This is a genomic window from Streptomyces sp. NPDC090741, from assembly GCF_044769045.1.
Classification (GTDB): domain Bacteria; phylum Actinomycetota; class Actinomycetes; order Streptomycetales; family Streptomycetaceae; genus Streptomyces.
Genome location: NZ_JBIVXF010000003.1, coordinates 247844 through 265160, shown reverse-complemented (window position 1 = coordinate 265160; position 17317 = coordinate 247844). Strand labels below are relative to the sequence as shown.

Annotated in this window: 14 protein-coding genes and 1 riboswitch; of the genes, 1 reads left to right on the top strand and 13 read right to left on the bottom strand. The window is 73.1% G+C overall.

Annotation, left to right across the window (positions count from 1 at the left end; translation table 11 throughout):
• Window positions 1–9: 9 nt before the first annotated feature.
• The 5 genes from ACIQU4_RS10790 to ACIQU4_RS10770 all read right to left on the bottom strand — a co-directional run bounded on the left by ACIQU4_RS10790 (window position 10) and on the right by ACIQU4_RS10770 (window position 6000).
• The gene (locus ACIQU4_RS10790; protein ID WP_403728525.1) at window positions 10–438 is read right to left on the bottom strand and encodes a roadblock/LC7 domain-containing protein; all 429 of its coding nucleotides are present in this window, start codon (window positions 436–438) and stop codon (window positions 10–12) included.
• Between the two features lie 35 nt (window positions 439–473).
• Window positions 474–2402, bottom strand: a complete 1929-nt coding sequence (locus ACIQU4_RS10785; RefSeq protein ID WP_403728108.1) for an ATP-binding protein — start codon at window positions 2400–2402, stop codon at window positions 474–476.
• A gap of 240 nt (window positions 2403–2642) precedes the next feature.
• The gene (locus tag ACIQU4_RS10780) at window positions 2643–3842 is read right to left on the bottom strand and encodes an MBL fold metallo-hydrolase (RefSeq protein WP_403728106.1); all 1200 of its coding nucleotides are present in this window, start codon (window positions 3840–3842) and stop codon (window positions 2643–2645) included.
• 195 nt (window positions 3843–4037) lie between these two features.
• On the bottom strand, window positions 4038–4823 hold the full coding sequence (locus ACIQU4_RS10775; protein WP_385580785.1) for an SGNH/GDSL hydrolase family protein: 786 nt from the start codon (window positions 4821–4823) through the stop codon (window positions 4038–4040).
• A 166-nt stretch (window positions 4824–4989) separates the two neighbouring features.
• Window positions 4990–6000: a peptidoglycan DD-metalloendopeptidase family protein gene (locus ACIQU4_RS10770; RefSeq protein ID WP_403728104.1), complete on the bottom strand. Its 1011-nt coding sequence runs from the start codon at window positions 5998–6000 to the stop codon at window positions 4990–4992.
• A 4-nt stretch (window positions 6001–6004) separates the two neighbouring features.
• A riboswitch (cyclic di-AMP (ydaO/yuaA leader) is annotated at window positions 6005–6213 on the bottom strand.
• 278 nt (window positions 6214–6491) lie between these two features.
• On the opposite strand from ACIQU4_RS10770, the gene ACIQU4_RS10765 reads away from it, so the two are divergent.
• Complete coding sequence (locus ACIQU4_RS10765) at window positions 6492–7310, top strand: tyrosine-protein phosphatase (protein ID WP_403728103.1); 819 nt, start codon at window positions 6492–6494, stop codon at window positions 7308–7310.
• Between the two features lie 28 nt (window positions 7311–7338).
• Here the strand turns inward: ACIQU4_RS10765 and ACIQU4_RS10760 are convergent, their stop codons facing one another.
• From ACIQU4_RS10760 to hpnC, 8 genes are all read right to left on the bottom strand, one after another.
• Window positions 7339–8721, bottom strand: a complete 1383-nt coding sequence (locus ACIQU4_RS10760) for an aspartate aminotransferase family protein (RefSeq protein ID WP_403728101.1) — start codon at window positions 8719–8721, stop codon at window positions 7339–7341.
• Window positions 8718–9746 (bottom strand): adenosyl-hopene transferase HpnH, encoded by a 1029-nt coding sequence (gene hpnH, locus ACIQU4_RS10755; RefSeq protein WP_403728099.1) that lies wholly within the window; start codon window positions 9744–9746, stop codon window positions 8718–8720. Before hpnH ends, ACIQU4_RS10760 begins: the two co-directional genes overlap by 4 nt.
• Window positions 9747–9751: 5 nt before the next feature.
• The gene (locus ACIQU4_RS10750) at window positions 9752–10441 is read right to left on the bottom strand and encodes a 1-hydroxy-2-methyl-2-butenyl 4-diphosphate reductase (protein ID WP_403728098.1); all 690 of its coding nucleotides are present in this window, start codon (window positions 10439–10441) and stop codon (window positions 9752–9754) included.
• On the bottom strand, window positions 10441–12411 hold the full coding sequence (shc, locus tag ACIQU4_RS10745; protein ID WP_403728096.1) for a squalene--hopene cyclase: 1971 nt from the start codon (window positions 12409–12411) through the stop codon (window positions 10441–10443). Before shc ends, ACIQU4_RS10750 begins: the two co-directional genes overlap by 1 nt.
• A gap of 117 nt (window positions 12412–12528) precedes the next feature.
• Window positions 12529–13629: a polyprenyl synthetase family protein gene (locus ACIQU4_RS10740; RefSeq protein ID WP_403728094.1), complete on the bottom strand. Its 1101-nt coding sequence runs from the start codon at window positions 13627–13629 to the stop codon at window positions 12529–12531.
• Window positions 13630–13679: 50 nt separating this feature from the next.
• Window positions 13680–15059 (bottom strand): hydroxysqualene dehydroxylase HpnE, encoded by a 1380-nt coding sequence (gene hpnE / locus ACIQU4_RS10735; RefSeq protein ID WP_403728092.1) that lies wholly within the window; start codon window positions 15057–15059, stop codon window positions 13680–13682.
• Window positions 15060–15168: 109 nt separating this feature from the next.
• The gene (gene hpnD, locus ACIQU4_RS10730; RefSeq protein WP_403728090.1) at window positions 15169–16140 is read right to left on the bottom strand and encodes a presqualene diphosphate synthase HpnD; all 972 of its coding nucleotides are present in this window, start codon (window positions 16138–16140) and stop codon (window positions 15169–15171) included.
• Entirely contained in the window at window positions 16137–17081 is a 945-nt protein-coding gene (gene hpnC, locus ACIQU4_RS10725; protein WP_403728523.1) for a squalene synthase HpnC, read from the bottom strand. The genes hpnD and hpnC overlap by 4 nt, the downstream gene beginning before the upstream one ends.
• Window positions 17082–17317: the final 236 nt, after the last annotated feature.

Genomic DNA, 17317 nt, shown 5'->3' with positions numbered 1-17317 from the left:
GGGCGCACATCACTCCGGGTCGCCGACGGGCCGCCGCGGCGGGGCCGCGAGGTACGGTCGGACGCTCTTGACCAGCATCGCCATCTCGTAGCCGAGTACGCCCGCATCGGCTTCCCGGTCGGCCAGGACCGCGAGGCAGGTGCCCGCCCCGGCGGCCGACACGAACACGATCGCGGTGTCGAGCTCGACCACCACCTGCCGGACCTCCGCGCCGTCCCCGAAGCGGGATCCGGCGCTCCGCCCGAGCGAGTAGAGCCCGGAGGCCAGGGCCGCCAGGTGGTCGGCGCTGTCGTTGTCGAGGCCGTGGACGCAGGTGACGAGGCCGTCGGCGGTGAGGAGGACCGCGCTGCGCGTGTAGGGGACCCGCTGGACCAGGCCGCTGAGCAGCCAGTCGAGGTCCGAGAGCCGGCTGGTCTTCGTCGCCGCTTCGCCGCCCATGGTGGTGCGCTCCTTGCTGAGGTGAGAGGTCGGGGTCATGGCTGGTTCTCCGACTGGGCGAGGCCGAAGCCCCGTTGGAAGGCGGCCATCAGGCCCGGGTCGTGCACGGGTTGTTCGGGTGTGTCGGCCGGCCGCGGGGCGGGGGCGTCCCGCAGCTGCGGGACGAGGTGGTGCTGGGCCCGGCGGCGGGGCAGGGCCGGCCGGTCGGGATCCGTCCGGGCGGCCGGTACGGAGACCACCGCCATGGTCGGCGGGGCCACCGGCACGGGTGCGGGGGCGGGCGCGGGCACCGGAGGTGCCGGCTCCTGTACGACCGGCCGCGCGGGCCACCGTACGGCCGCTCCCCCGCCCGGAGTCGCGCCCGGAGTCGCGCCCGGAGTCGCGCCCGGGGTCCGGTCCGGGGCCCGGCCCGGCGAGGTCACGTCCAGCCCCAGGTCGAGGCCCAGGTCCAGGGTCGTCTCGACGGCCGGCGCCTCCCTCGGCTCCCGGCGATCCGTCTCGTGCCACGCCGACCTCGGCCGCGTACGCGTCTGCGGGCGCGGCGCGGGCGGCGCCGCCCAGGTCGGTGCCGCCGGCTCCGGCTCCCGTCGAAGCGGTGGTTCCGGCCGCGGTTCCGGCTTCGGCTTCGACTGCGGCCGCGGCTTCGGCTGTGGCGGCTGCGGCACGGCCACCCGTACGGGCTCCAGAGGAGGCAGGCCGGCGCCCCCGTCCCCGGTCCCCCACGACGTGGCCCGGGAGCCCCCGAGCGCATCTGCGGCGCTCGGCGCCTCCGCCCCCAGCAGCTCCTGCGGCAGCACCAGCACCGCGAGCACGCCGCCGTAGATGTTGGACTTGAGCTCGACGGCGATCCCGTGCCTCCGGGCCAGCGCCGACACCACGAACAGGCCGATCCGCCCGTCCGCCAGCAGGTGCCGGACGCTGATCTGGTCGGGGTCGACGAGCAGGGCGTTCATCCGGTGCTGCTCCGCGGTCGGCATGCCCAGCCCGCGGTCCTCCACCTCGACGGCGATGCCGGCGGTGACCCGCTCGGCGCGCACCACCACGTCGGTGTCGGGGGCGGAGAACACCGTGGCGTTCTCGACCAGTTCGGCCAGCAGGTGCACGACGTCGGCGACGGCATGGCCGCGTACGGTGCCGCCCGCCGGGGGCACCACCTTGACCCGCGTGTACTGCTCGACCTCCGCGACGGAGGAGCGCAGCACCTCGCTCAGGTCGATGGGCCGGGTCCACTGGCGCCGGGAGGCGGCGCCACCGAGCACGGCCAGGTTCTCGGCGTGGCGGCGGATCCGGGTGGCGAGGTGGTCGACGTGGAAGAGCTCCTTGAGGAGGTCGGGATCCTCGACCGTGTCCTCCAGCTCGTCGAGCAGCGAGATCTCCCGGTGCACGAGGGACTGGAGCCGGCGCGCGAGGTTGACGAAGACCTCGACCTTGCGGTCGCTGTCGGACGGCGCGGCCGGGCCGGCCAGCCGTACGAGGGTCGTGTGCGCGTGTTCGCGGGCGCCGCGCAGCTCCTGGGAGAGCAGCCAGAACTCGTCGACGCGGGCCGGGTCGGTGCCGGGCGGCGGCGCCGTCGGTCCGCCGCGGACCGGGCGGACCGGGGGCTCACCCCGTTCCAGCCGCTCGGCGGCGGTCCGCAGCTCCTGGCGTCCGCGCACGCTGGAGCGGCGCAGGGCCTCGCAGCGATCCCGGACGGCCTTGGCGGAACGCTGGGCTCCGAGCAGGGCGGCGGCCAGCGCGCCGATGACGAGCAGGGCGCAGCCCGCCAGGATCGGCCAGAGCCGTGCGTCCCGCGCCCCCGCGCCCCCGCCGAGCTGCAGCGTGAAGATCACCGCGGCGGCGCCGCTGAGCCCGGCGGCGAGCGTGGGCAGCAGGGCGGTGCGGACCAGCTGGGGCCGTATCTGCCGGCCGGGACCGGTGACGGCGTATCTCGACGGGGCGTGGCGGGCGGCGCGGAGTCCGGACATCGGCGTCCTCTACGTGGGGCCCGGGCCCCCAGGGTTCCGGGGCCCGGTGTGGATCACGGTGTTGATCACCGGATACCCACGCTAGACCGCACGATCCCGCCCCTGACAGCCAGTTGGGGAACTTCGCCGGGGTGCTTCCCGCTCCCGATGGAGCGCTCGTACGACAGCCCGAATCCGCCGGGGGCGCACGTTCTGCAAGGACCGTACGAGACGCACACCCCCCAGCGCCGGAAGCACCCCCTACGAGCCGACGGCCTCCGGTTCCTCGTGCGCCGCGGCCGGGGGCCGGGTCGTCGCGACCGGGCGGGACGGCGTCGCCGGGGCGGGCGGGGCCGAGGCCACGAACGGGCGCCACCACGGCTCGCTCGGGGCGCCCGCGTCGCCCGGCTCGAACGGCTGGCCCGGGATCGGCAGCGCGATGGCCGCCCCGGTGGCCTCGGAGGCGGCCACGGTGCCCTCGCCCGGCTCGTCCCACGGGTGCAGCGCCAGGTTGAAGGTGCCCCAGTGGATCGGCAGCATCGTGCCGTGCGGGATCCCGCCCTGGAGGTCGAGGTGGGCCTGCATGCCCTCCTCGGGGGTCATGTGGATGTCGGGCCAGTACTCCGAGTACGCACCGATCTGGATCATCGTGGCGTCGAAGGGGCCGTGCGCGGCGCCGATCTCCGCGAACCCGGGGAAGTACCCCGTGTCACCGCTGTGGAAGATGCGGTGCTCGTCGCCCGCGACCACCCACGAGGCCCACAGGGTGTTCTGCTGGTTGCGCAGGCCGCGCCCGCAGAAGTGCCGCGCCGGGGTCGCCGTCAGCGAGAGCCCCGCGATCTCGGTGGCCTCGTTCCAGTCGAGCTCGCGCAGCCGGTCCGGCGACACGCCCCAGCGCTCCAGGTGGGCGCCGACGCCGAGCGGCACGGCGAAGACGGTGTCCGTCCCGGCCAGTTCCTTGATGGTCGGCAGGTCGAGGTGGTCGTAGTGGTCGTGCGAGATCACCACGGCGTCGACCGGCCCCAGCGAGGCCAGCGGTACGGGGACGGGGTGCAGCCGCTTGGGCCCGGCGAACGGGAACGGAGAGCACCGCTCACCCCACACGGGGTCGAACAGCACCCGCCGCCCGTCGATCTCCGCGAGCACGCCCGAGTGCCCCATCCAGGTCAGGCGCAACCCGCTCACCGGCGGTTTCGCCAGCTCGGCGAGCGTCGTCGGGTACACCGGGATCGGCGCACCCGGGTTGCGCCGGGTCCGCTGCTCCTTGTGGAAGTAGATCTTGGCGAACTCCATCATGGAGCCCGAGGGCCTGGTCCGGGCCCCGACCGGGTTCTGGAAGACGCCGTCGGCGAAGTTCGGCGAGCGCCGGATCCGCTCCAGGCGGGCGCCGGACGGATCCGCGCCGAAGGCTTCGGGCCTCAGGGCGCGCAGCCGAGGACGCAGGGGACGGGAGCCGGTCAAAGCGCCTCCTGGGAGGGTGGGGCGGATGGTTGTGAGGCCGTACGGAATACCGGTCTACCACCATGCCAACGCGCACCGGTCCCGAAGGATTCCGCCGCGCGCCTGCGTTCTCGCGCCCTCCCCCTTCCCTCCACTCCCGTCCCTTCCCCTCCTCCGTCCCCTTCCCCCTCGCGTCCGCCCCGCCGCCCCGCCGCCCTACAACGGCAGCAGGTCCGGACGCTTCGCCTCCACGTGGTCCCCGGAGGACTCCCCGCGCAGCCGCCGCCCGATCCAGGGCACCAGGTACTCGCGTGCCCACTGGATGTTGTCCCGGGTCACGTCCACCGAGCCGCGCGGCTGCTGCGGCGGCCACGGCTGGTCGGGATCGGCCGGCACCTCCAGCCCCAGCACCTGGGCGGCGCGCAGCGCGACCCGGGTGTGTCCCTCGGGCGACAGGTGCAGCCGGTCGTCGTCCCAAGCCCGCCGGTCCTGTACGGACTTCAGCGACCAGAGGTCGAGCACCGGGCAGTCGTAGCGGTCGGCGATGGCGCGCACGTGCGCGCTGTACGTCGCCACCTTGCCCCGGAGGTGCTTGAGGACCGGAACGCCGCGGGTGTCGAAGCCCGTGGTGATCATGACCTGCCCGACGGCTCCGGTGAGGTCGGCGACCGCCGCCTCGAACCGCTCCGCCACGTCGTCCGGGTCACTGCCGGGCCGGATGATGTCGTTGCCGCCCGCGCAGAAGCTCACCAGGTCGGGTGCGAGCTCCTTGGCCCTTGGGACCTGTTCGGCCACGATCTGGTCGAGGAGGCGCCCCCGCACGGCCAGGTTCGCGTACCGGAATTCGTTTTCCTCGCGCTGATCGGCCAGGAGTACGGCCAGCCGGTCCGCCCAGCCGAGAAAGGTCTCCCCGGGCCCCGGGTCCCCCACACCCTCGGTGAAGCTGTCCCCGATCGCCGCGTACGAGCCGATGGTCTTGAGTGTCGTCTTCGTCGCTGCCACGAGGACACATCTTTCACCCCGGCACGTGACCTACGCCACCGTAGGCAGGGGTTGACGGACCGTGATCTATACCACCCGGTCGGTACGGAATAACAGCGCGTGAGGCCGGAACCCCCCTCGGGTCCCGGCCTCACGTGTCCGGCTGCCTCTCCGACGGCGGGAGCCGTCAGATGCTCACACCCTTCGAGCGGAGGTAGGCCAGCGGGTCGATGTCCGAGCCGTAGGACGGCCCGGTGCGGATCTCGAAGTGCAGGTGCGGGCCGGTCGAGTTGCCGGTGGAGCCGGAGAGGCCGATGGTCTGGCCGCCGGTGACGCTCTGGCCGACCGAGACGGAGAGCTGGGACAGGTGGCCGTACTGGGAGTACTTGCCGTCCGTGTGCCGGATGACGACCTCGTTGCCGTACGCGCCGCCCCAGCCGGCGGAGACGACGGTGCCCGCGCCGACGGCGCGGACGGTGGTGCCGGAGCTCGCGATGAAGTCGACACCGGTGTGGTAGCCGCTGGACCACATGGCGCCGGGGGTCTTGTACTGGGTGGATATCCCGCCACCGCCGACGGGGGCGACGAAGCCGGCGGCGCTGACCGCACCGGCGGCGGACTTGGCGGCGGTGCTCTTCTTGGCGGGCGCGGCGGCGGGGGCCGGCGCGGCGTCCGCGGAGCCCTTGGCATCCGCGGAGCCCTTGGAGTCCGGGGCCGCGTCCGCACCCGAGTCCGAGGACTTCTTCGCCGGGGCCGGGGCCGGGGCCGCCTTCTCCGCGGGAGCCGGGGCCGCCTCGCCCTTCGCGCCGAGGGTCAGGGTCAGCCTCAACCCGGGGTGGATCAGCGAGGGGTCGGCGCCGACGGCCTCGCGGTTGTCGGCGTACAGCCGCTGCCAGCCGCCCGAGAGGTGGCGGTCCTGGGCGATCTTGGAGAGGTAGTCACCCGGCACGACCGTGTAGACGGCCGAAGCGGCCGGCGAGCCCTGCTCGGCGGCGGCGGGCGCGGCCTGGAGCGCCGCCGGAAGCCGCGGTGCCTGCACGGGAGCCGCTGCGGGTGCGGCGGCCGGGGCGCCCGCCGCGTGGGCGCCGGCGGCGCCCAGCAGCGGCAGCGCGAGGGCCGCACCGCCGGTGCCCGCGACGGCGAAGCCGCGCGCCATGGAACGGGACTTGGGACGTCGGTGCTTACCCTTTGCAGGCATGGCGAATTCCTCTCCGTCGCCTGCGAGGTGAGCTGTCGGGTTCGGACTGGAGATGTCCGGCCGTACATGAACAGAACATGAACGGCTTCACCCCGAGCTGCTCCGATACGAATGATCGGGAACAGCGGCCTACCTGGTTCCCCCGCTCCTGCCGCGCGCGTGAATAGTCGGGTGCGGTTTCCGGACGGCGGCAGGATTCGGCGGTCCATCCGGATCGATCGCGAAGGTAATCGAGTTGAGCCGCACCGAACAAGCCACGAATTTCCTGACGGATTCACAGAAGCCCGAATCCGCCGGAATTCCGGTCACCCTCCGTCAATTCCCCGGCGCCAACAACCGCCCCGGCCGGGGCGTTCCGCTTCGACGATCAGGCACTCACGGTCACCGTATGATCTGGCTCACGGGGCCGCGCCCGATCTCGCCTCCGGTTATGGCAAGTTGGCCCCAAGTAGTGTAATTCGGACAGATCGCGACGATGCGGAGGAGTTCCCGTGACCCAGCAGATACCCCGGCCCCCGCGGACGGAGCCCGTACCGGAGCCCGAGCTCGCGGAAGTGCGCAACTTCCGTGACGTGGGCGGCCTCCCGACCACCGACGGGCGGAGGGTCAAGCCGGGAAAACTATTCCGTAGCGGACATCTGGCACATGCCACCGAAACCGATACAGAATTCCTCACATCGCTCGGCCTGCACACCGTCTTCGACTTCCGCAACGCCGCCGACCACGCCCTGGAGGGGCCCGACGTCGAGCTCCCCGGAGTACGGAACGTCAACATCCCGCTGTCGGATCCGGCCGACGGCAAGGAGTTCTGGAAGATGGTCCGCGACGGCGGCGTCGAACAGCTCCGCGGACTCCTCGGCGAGGGGAAGGCCGCCGAGCGGATGGCCAACTCGTACCGCGCGATGATCGAGAACCGCACCGCCGAGCACAGCCGGGTCGTGCACGCCCTCGCCGAAGACAGCGTTCCGGCGCTCATGCACTGCGCGGCCGGCAAGGACCGGGCCGGCCTGTCGATCGCCGTCACCCTGCTCGCGCTGGGCGTCGAGCGCGAGGCGATCGTGGCGGACTACCTGGAGTCCAACGCCCCGCACCGCCGCTACCGGGTGCGCCGCGGCAGCGAAGCGCCCGAGGCCCGCTCCCCCGAGGTGATGGAGCTGCTCTCGCCGCTCTTCGACGCCCGCGCCGAGTACCTGACGGCCGCCTTCGACGCCATCGACGGGCACTGGGGCGGGGTCGACCGGTACCTCGACGAGGGCCTCGGACTCACGCCCGAGACCCTCGGCCGGCTGCGGGACCGGCTGCTCGACTGAGCCGGCCCCCTCGAAGGGGAGCGGGCCGTCAGCCGCCGCCGACGGCCTGCTTCACCAGCGTCCTGCCGAAGTCCCACATCAGGGCGCCCCCGCCGTGCGCCTCGTCCATGACCTCGCGGAAGGCCCCGACGAACCGGTCGACGTCCCCCTCGTCCACGATCAGCGGCGGGATGAGCTTGATGACCTCCAGATGGTCGCCCGACACCTGTGTCAGGATCCGGTGCTTCTGCAGCAGCGGCACCACCACCATCTGCGCGAAGAGCCCCTTGCGGGCCGCCTGGAGCATGGCCCACCGGCTGCGCAGCCCGAGCGAGGACGGCCGCCCGAACTCGATTCCGATCATCAGGCCGCGCCCGCGCACCTCGTGGAGCAGCTCGTACTCGTCCACGAGCGCGGCGAGCCGCCCGCGCAGCAGGTCGCCCATCGCGCGCGCGTTCGCGACCACCGACTCGTCCTCCATGACGGAGAGCACCGCCAGCCCGGCCGCCATCGCCTGCGCGTTGGAGCCGAAGCTGGCGGAGTGCACCAGCACCCGGTCCATGGACGAGTAGACGCGTTTGAAGATCCAGTCCTTGCCCAGGGTCGCGCCCACCGGCACGTAGCCGCCCGAAAGGGCCTTGGCCACGCACACCAGGTCCGGCTCCACGCCCGGCTCGTGCTGGTACGCGTAGAAATCGCCGGTCCGGCCGAGGCCCGTCTGCACCTCGTCCGCGATCAGCAGGGCCTTGTGCCGGTGCAGCAGCTCCTGCGCCGCGCGCAGGAATCCGGGCGGGGCCGCGAGCACGCCCTTGCCCTGGATCGGCTCGACGACGAAGGCGGCGACGTCGCCCCGCTTCAGCTCCCGCTCCAGGGCGGCCAGGTCCCCGAGGGGGATCTTCGTATCGGGCAGCAGCGGCGCGAAGCCGTCCCGGAAGCCGCCCTCCCCGTTGACCGACAGCGAGCCCGTGGTCAGCCCGTGGAAGGCGTGGTCGCAGTAGAGGACCCTCGTCCGCCCCGTCGCGTACCGGGCGAACTTGAGGGCCGTCTCCACCGCCTCGGTGCCGCTGTTGCCGAAGAAGACCCGGTCCAGGTGCGGGCTGTACGAGAGCAGCTTCTCCGCCAGCAGCCCGGGCAGCGGCTGGCAGTCGAAGCGGGTCAGATCGGCCAGCTGCGCGTCCAGGACGTCGTGCAGGGCCCGGCGGACCACCGGGTGGTGCCGGCCCAGGCCCATCACGCCGAACCCGGCCAGCATGTCCAGGTAGTCGTTGCCCTCGGCGTCCCAGAAGTGCGCGCCCTCGGCCCGGACGTAGACCTTGTCGAAGCCGATCGTGTGCAGCATCCGGGGCAGCTGGTGGTTGAGGTGGCGCGCGTGGAGCTCGTACCGTTCCCCGCCCCGCTCGTCCAGCAGGGCGGGGAGGTCGAAGCCGGTCACGGCTTCTCCCGGTTCCCCGAGACCGTCTCGCGGGCGGCGCGCAGGGATTCCTTGAGGGAGCCCATGGTGGCGAGGACGGCGGTGGGCTCGTAGCCGCAGTGCGCCATGCAGTTCGCGCAGCGCGGGTCCTTTCCGCGCCCGTACTTGCTCCAGTCGGTTTCCTCGATCAGTTCCCGGTAGGTGGGCACGTACCCGTCGCTCATCAGATAGCAGGGGCGCTGCCAGCCGAAGAGGGAGTAATTCGGAATGGCCCAGGCGGTGCAGGGGAAATCCACCTTGCCCTCCAGGAAGTCCAGGAACAGCGGGGAGTGGTTGAGCCGCCAGCGCCGCCGGTTTCCGCCCGCGAACGCCTTCTTGAAGAGTTCCCGGGTCTGCTCGACCCCCAGGAAGTGCTCCTGGTCGGGGGCCTTTTCGTAGGCGTAGGCGGGCGAGATCATCATTTCGTCGACCTTGAGGTCGTCATTGAGGTAGTTGAGCACCTCGATGATCGTCTGCGGGGTGTCGGTGTTGAAGAAGGTGGAGTTGGTGGTGACCCGGAACCCGCGCTTCTTCGCCTCCTTGATGGCGGCGACCGCCTCGTCGAAGACGCCTTCCTTGGCCACGGACTCGTCGTGGCGTTCGCGCAGTCCGTCGATGTGCACCGCGAAGGCGAAGTACGGGGACGGGGTGAACTTCTCGATCTTCTTGCGCAGCAGCATCGCGTTGGTGCACAGGAACACGTACTTCCGCTTTGCCACCAACTGCCGGACGATCTCGTCGATCTGCGGGTGCATCAGGGGCTCTCCGCCCGCGATGGACACCATCGGCGCGCCGGACTCCAGGACGGCGCCGACCGCCTGGGCCACCGGCATGCGCTGCTTGAGCACGCCCGCCGGGTGCTGGATCTTCCCACACCCCTCGCACGCCAGATTGCAGGCGTAGAGCGGTTCCAGCTCGACGATCAGCGGGAACTTCTCACGCTTGCGGAGCTTCTGTTCGAGAAGATACGTCCCGACCCTGATGGACTGTCGCAGCGGCATGGCCATCTGGCTCACCTCCTGGGGAGCAGCAAAGAACGGTGCCAGTCATAAAACGCGGGCAGTACGACACGCAATACGCGGAAGGCCGATATTCCACCGCGGAACGTGCCGATGCGGACGAGCTCATGCTCCGGAGCGTCCACGATCACCCGGACGGCCGCAACCGGACGGTTCCAGCCATCCGCGGCGGCCCGGGTGGCCGTCCACAGGGTGGCCGCGGACTCCATGTCGACCGCGATGGCGCCGGTGGCGCGCAGCTCGGCGCGCTCCTGGCCGCGGACGACATGGTCGGATCCGGTCAGTGCGCCGGTGTGCACGGTCCGGCCCGGAGCGGCCCGGGCCAGTGCCTCGGCGAGCAGGGCGGTGCCAGCGCACGCGACGTTGCCCCGCGGATCCCGGGTCTCCTCGGCGACGACCAGGTCGCCGGGGCTCATACCGGGGACCAGCCCGGCGCAGAACCCGGTGGCGAGGACGGGGGCCCGGCGCAGCCCGCGCTCGGCGAGCGCCCGGCCGACGGCCCGCTCGGCGGCGCGCGGGCCCATGCCCGTACGGAGCACGGCGTAGCCCGGTTCGGGTCGGGCGGCGCCGCGGCCTCCGCCACTGCGCAGGGCCGCCTGCTCGATGCGCAGCGCGCAGGCGACCAGCAGCGGTGCGGGCGGCTCGGACGGTACGGGGCCGCCGGCCCGGGCGGCGCCGGCCATCAGGCCTCCCCGGGCGCGAAGGGGTCCCCGTACAGATAGCGGCCGAGCGCGGTGAGCGGGAACACCTGCCGGTACAGGTGGTAGTTGATGGAGAAGTCCCACGGGAACCCGGTGCCGGTGAAGTACGGCTCGTCCCAGGAGCCGTCCCCGCGCTGCGTCTCCACCAGGTAGGCGATGCCGCGCTCGACGGCCTTGCCGTCCCGCTCCCCCGCCGACAGCAGGGCCATCAGCGCCCACGCCGTCTGAGAGGGGGTCGAGGCCCCCTTCCCGGCCCACTCCGGGTCCTTGTAGGAGCGCTGGTCCTCGCCCCACCCGCCGTCCTCGTTCTGTACGGATTCCAGCCAGCGCACGGCCCGCCTGATCGCGGGATGCGCCGGAGCCAGACCCGCGGCGGTCAGGGCCGGGACCACCGACCCGGTCCCGTACACGTAGTTGGTGCCCCAGCGGCCGAACCAGGCGCCGGTGGGCTCCTGTTCGGCGAGCAGCCAGGCGATGCCGCGCCGGGTCCGCGGGTCGGCGGCCTTGCCCTCGACGGCGAGCATCTCCACCACGTGGGCGGTGACGTCGGCCGACGGCGGGTCGATGACCTCACCGAAGTCGCAGAACGGCAGCCGGTTCGGGAAGGGGCTGGTGTTGTCGGCGTCGAAGGCGCCCCAGGCGCCGTTCTTCGACTGCATCCCCAGGTTCCAGGACACCCCGCGGGCGATGGCCGCCTCGACCCGGGCCGGCTCCGGGTGCCTGATCCGGCGCAGCGCGAGCACCACCTCGGCGGTGTCGTCGATGTCGGGGTAGGTGTCGTTGTGGAACTCGAACGCCCAGCCGCCCGGGGCGAGTCCGGGCCGGCGCACCGCCCAGTCGCCGGTGCGGACGATCTCCTCGCCGAGCATCCAGTCGGCGGCCTTCACCAGGGCCGGGTGGTCGGGCGCCAGGCCCGCGTCGGCCAGGGCGATGGCGGCGAGGCAGGTGTCCCAGACCGGGGACTGGCAGGCCTCGATCATCCGGGCACCGTCCTCGCGCCACACCGCGAACCGGTCCAGGGACTCCAGCCCGGCCCGCATCACCGGGTGGGCGAGGTCGTACCCGAGGAGGTGCAGGGCGATGACGGAGTACACGGCGGGTGGCTGGATCCCGCCCCAGCAGCCGTCGTTCTCCTGCCGCTCGATGATCCAGCGGGCGGCGGTGTCCATCGCGGCCTTGCGCAGCTGGCGCGGGGCGAACCTGCGGTAGGCGTGCAGGACCTTGTCCATCCGCTGGAAGGCGCCCTCCCAACTGGCCAGCGGGGCCGGACGCTTGGCGGCGGGGTACGGGCGCCGCGCGTCGGTGTGCAGTTCGTCGAGGGCGAACGGGGCCGGGCGGACGGGCCGCTTCGCGGAGACCACGGTCAGCGGGACGATGGTCTGGCGGGCCCAGCAGCCGAAGTCGTAGATGTTCAGCGGCACCCACGGCGGCAGGAAGACCAGCTCGGGCGGGAGTTCGGGCAGGTGGTCCCAGCTCCACCAGCCGAAGAGGGCCAGCCAGATCCGGGTGAAGACGCGGGCGGCGGCGATCCCGCCGTGGGCCCGGATCCAGGCAGAGGCGCGGGCCATGTGCGGGGCGTCGGGCGCGTCGCCGGCGAGCCGCAGGGCGACGTACGCCTCGATGGTGGCGGAGAGTTCGGGCGGTCCGCCGTGGAAGGTGGCCCAGGTGCCGTCCGCGCCCTGTTCGCCGCGGATGAAGAGGGCGGCGGCCTGCGTGGTGGCCTCGTCCCGGATCCCGAGGAACTGCCGCAGCAGCAGGTCCTCGGCGTCCATGGTGACGTTGGTCTCCAGGTCGCCCTTCCACCAGCCGGCCGCGTCCTGGCGGGCCAGCAGGTGCCGGGTCGCCCGCGCGGCGGCCTCCTGGGCCCCCCGCAGCGTGGCGGGCCCGGGCGCGGGCGCGGTGTCAGCCGGGTCGGCGCCGGGGGTACCGGCGCCGTCGGTCGTCGCTGTCATGGCTTCCCCTTACGTGGCAGTGGTCCTCTGCTGTGCTGGGGTATGCCGTCGGCCGGGCGCTGCTGTCAGGCGGCGCCGGCCGGCGACTCGCGAGTCATATCCCTGCTCGGGTGGCGGTCACCTCTTGCGCACGACGACGAAGTCGGCGAGGGCGACGAGCTGTTCGCGCACCCGCTGCGGCATGTCCACGTCCTCCAGGGCGCGGATGGCGATCGCGTGCTGGCGGCGCGCCTCCTCGGCGGTCCACTCGCGCCCGCCCGCGGCCTCGATGAGCGCGGCGCGCGCCGCGAACTCCTCCTCCGAGAAGTTCTCGAAGTCGTTGCTCTTGGCGTCGTCGGCGAGCAGCTCGGCGAGCTCCTCGCAGGCGGGCCCGCCCGCCGCGAGGGCGGCGACGACCGGCAGGGACTTCTTGCGCTGGCGCAGGTCGCTCCAGGTCTGCTTGCCGGTGGCCTCCGGGTCGCCCCAGATGCCGAGGAGGTCGTCGACGGCCTGGAAGGCGAGGCCGAGGTGGTAGCCGTACTCCTCCAGCTTGTCGGCCGTACGGTCGTCCGCGCCGCCGAGCACGGCGCCGATGGAGACCGCGCAGGCGAGCAGGGCGCCGGTCTTGTTGCCCTCCATCTCCAGGCACTCCTCGACGCTGACGCGCTCGCGGTGCTCGTAGGAGATGTCCTGGGCCTGGCCGTCGATGAGCTTGCGGCTGGCGGTGGTCAGGCGGCGCGCGGCGCGGCCGGCCTCGGCGGTGCCGAGTTCCAGCAGGACCTCGTTGGCGAGGGCGAACAGCGCGTCGCCGACCAGGATCGCCAGCGCCGGGCCGTGCACCTTCCACACCGTGTCGCGGTGGCGGCGCTGCTCGTCGCCGTCCATCAGGTCGTCGTGGAGCAGCGAGAAGTTGTGGACGAGCTCGACGGCCACGGCGCCCGGGATGCCGACCTCGGCCGCGGCCCCCGCGGCCTCGGCGGAGAGCAGCGCGAGGGCGGGGCGCACGGCCTTGCCGCCGTCGCCGTCCGCCGCGTTGCCCTGGGCGTCGATCCAGCCGAAGTGGTACGCGGCGACGGTGTCCATGGGCGCCGCGAGCCGGTCGACCGCGGCGCGGAGCACGGGGGTCGACAGCGCGCGGCCGCGCTCCAGGAGTGCGAGCGTGTCCGCCTTCTCGACGCCCCCTGCGGCTGCGCCGTTGCCGGCGTCCGTGTTCTCGACAGCCGGATTCCCCGGGTTCACTGGCTCTCCTCTGTGTCCTGTACGTGCTGCTGCGGTCGTGCTGGTGGTCGTCATGCCGCCTCCTGCAGGGGGTGCTCCCGGTGGCGGCCGAGTGCGGCGAGTGCGGCGTGCGCCGCGCTCAGTCCGCTGCGGACAGCGCCCTCCATGGTCGCGGGCCAACCGGTGGCGGTCCACGCACCGGCGAGGTAGAGGCCCGGCGTGTCGGTCCGCGCCCCGGGGCGCAGCCGGCCGACGCCGGGGGTGGGGGCGAACGTGGCGGTCCGCTCCCGGGTCACGAAGAAGTCCCGTACCTTGGCGCCGCGCGCGGCCGGCAGCAGCCGTTCCAGCTCGGGCAGGTACTTGGCGCGCAGCACCGAGACGGGCTCGTCGATGTCGTCCTGGGCTGCCGACTGGGACAGCGCCAGGTACTGGCCGCCGTCGGGCAGCCCGGAGGCGTCGGTGCGGTCGAACACCCACTGGACCGGGGAGCCGAGCGCGGCGAAGAAGGGCTGCTTGAGCACCTTGCGGTCGTAGACGACGTGCACGTTGAGGATGGGCGCGGTGCCGATGTCGAGGAGCTTGTCCGGGTCGGCGAGGGCTCCGGGCGGCAGCAGTGCGTGCGCCTCCCGCTGCGGAACCGCGAGGACGACGGTGCCTGCGTCGAGGGACCCGCTCTCGGTGTCGACCCGCCAGTTCCCGTCCTGAATACGGGAGATGCAGGTGACGCGGGTGCGCAGCTCGGTGCGTACGCCGGCCGCGTCGAGCTGCTTGCGGGCGAGGGTGTCGTGCAGGTCGCCGAGCGGGACGGTGGCCCAGCCGATGTCGGCGGCGCCGTTCTCGGAGAGCAGGCCGGTCTTGAAGACCATGGCGGCCAGGCCCAGCGAGCACTGTCCGGCGGTGGCGTTGAGGGTGGCGATGCCGACGAGGTCCCACAGGGCCTCGATGGTGCGCGGGCTCTGGCCGTAGCGGCCGAGCCAGGTCGCGAAGTCCACGCCGTCCAGCGCCGGGTCGGCGGGGTCGAGCCGGCGCAGCGCGAGGGCGGCGCGGCCGACGCTCAGCCGCTCGGCGAGCGAGAGGTGCGGGTAGCGGGCGAGGGAGCCCGCGAGGTGCAGGGGTACGGGCAGGGCGCTGCGGCGCAGCCGGCCCAGGCGGGGGCCGGCGGGGTGGGCGACGTCGAGTACGGGTACGTCGAGCCGGTCCTGGACGGGGGCGAGGGCGGCGCCCTCGACGCGGTCGAGGAACCACCGGTAGGCGGTGCAGCAGCGCAGGTAGACGTGCTGGCCGTTGTCGACGGTGAGGTCGCCGCGCTTGAAGGAGAAGGCGAGCCCGCCGAGCCGCGGGCGGCCTTCGAGCAGGGTGACCTCGAGGCCCGCGTCGGCGAGTTCGAGCGCGGCGCTCACTCCGGCGAGCCCGCCACCGATGACGACGGCGCGGTCGTCGCTGCCGTTCATGAGCCCTCCCGGGTGCCGTGGCCTGCGGCGCACGCCTGGAGGGACGCGGCCGTGCGGAAGGGGGTTGCGTCCGCCGCGACGGGCGCGGCGGGCGGGGGCGTCGGCCGGATCACGCGCGCCTCCGCGTGCTCTGGCGGGAGATGGTCCGGGCGTCGAGGCCGGACAGGCCGCGCACGGCGACGTACGCCTTCTCGTGCGGGGGCAGCGAGACGCGGCCGCGGAGCACGGCCTCGGGCTCGCGCTCGATGCGGTCGAGCAGGCGCCGGTAGATGCCGGCCATGGCGGCGACGCAGGCGCCGCTGCGCCGGTCGAGCATGGGCAGCAGCCGGTAGCCCTCGACGAACAGGGCCCGGGCGCGCCGCACTTCGTGGTGGACGAGCCCGGCGAAGTCGGCCCCGGCGGGCATCCGGTCGCTTCCGAACCCGTCCGAGCACCCGAACTTGGCGAGGTCCTCGGCCGGCAGGTAGGTGCGTCCGTTGCCGGCGTCCTCGCGGACGTCGCGCAGGATGTTGGTGAGCTGGAGGGCGAGGCCGAGGGTGTCGGCGTACTCGCCGGCCCGCGCGGCGTCGGCGGCGCCCAGGCCGCCGGTGTGCACGGTGCCGAACACGCCGAGGGAGAGCCGCCCGATGGCTCCGGCCACGCAGCGGCAGTAGGCCCTGAGGTCGTCCCAGGTCTCGTAGGTCTCGCCGCGGACGTCCATGAGGACGCCGTCGATGAGCTCGTCGAGGCCGCCGAGCGGGATCGGGAAGCGGCGGGCGGCATGGGAGAGGGCGACGGCGACCGGGTCGGTGTCGTCCTCGTCGATCTCCTCGGCCCGGATCCGGCCGAGGAGGGCGCGGGTCTCCTCCAGCCGGACGAACTTGGCCTCGGGGGCGAGCGTGCCGTCGCCGATGTCGTCGACGCGCCGGGAGAACGCGTACAGCGCGGACATCGCCTGCCGCTTGTCGGAGGGCAGCAGCCGGATGCCGTACGCGAAGTTGCGCGCCTGGGAACCGGTGACGGCCTCGCAGTAGCTGTACGCCGCCAGGACCGCTGCGGACGGTGCGGACGTGTGTGCGGAACCCTCCACGGTCGGGCTCACCCCTTTCTCGGCGCTGTGCGCAGGACGGCGGCCACCTCGCGGAGCAGGCCGCTCCTGGTGGGCTTGGGCGGGCCGGGAAGTACGTCGAAGCCGGCGGCGGTGACGGCTCGCAGGGCGGCACGCCCTCCTCCCACGAAGCCCGCGAGCAGCAGCCGGAGTCTGCCGTGCACGCTACCCACGAGCGGGGTGCCTTCATTCAGGAGGTCCCGGGCGCGTTCTGCTTCGAACGCGACCAGGGAGCGCACGGAGGCGCCGGCGTGGTGGGCCTTGAGGTCGGTTTCGGCCACGTGGAAGCGGCGCATGTCCTCGGCCGGCAGGTAGATCCGGTCGCGGCGGAGGTCCTCCGTGACGTCCTGTACGTGTTCGACGATCTGCAGGGCGGTGCAGACGGCGTCGGAGCGGCGGATCCGCTCGGGGGTGCTGGTGCCGGTGAGGGACAGCACGAGGCGGCCGACGGGGTTCGCGGACAGCTCGCAGTACGCGAGGAGTTCGCCGTACGTCTCGTAGCGCGTGACGCGCTGGTCCTGGCGGTTGGCCTCGATGAGCCCGAGGAAGGGCTCGGGAGTGAGGCCGTGGGCGCGGACCACGGGCCGCAGCGCCTGCAGGAGGGGATGGCGCGGCGCGCCGCCGGGGGCGCCGGGACCGCCGAACACGCGGTGCAGGTCGGCTTCGAGGGCGTCGAGCATGGCGAGCGGTTCGTCCGCCGCGGCCGGGTCGAGGCCGAGGAGTACGGCGTCGTGTCCGCCGGGGGCGAGGTCGCCGTCGCCGATGTCGTCGACCAAGCGGGCGTACCCGTACACCGCCATGAGGCCTTCGCGCCAGGCGCGCGGGAGGAAGGACGGGGCGACGGGGAAGTTCTCCGAGCGCGCCTTGCCGAGGGTGGCGTACGCGTGGGCTCGGGCGTCGGGGGCTGTGGGGGCCGCGTCCCGGTGTGGCCGGATACCGTGCCCGGGGGTCACCGCCCGCCGCCCGCGCGGGGGACGGCCGTAATGCCTGGGGGCCGGAGAATTCCCGTAGCCATTGCCGTCACGTCTCCCGTTCTACACTGCCGACCCAATACATCCTATTTCGGACACGCCGCCGGACTTTCCCCGGGGTACCCCAGGCCGTTCACCTGCGGGGAATCGTCCCCTCTGGCGTGATTCAGGACTGCTCCAGCTTACGCTGTACAACGCCG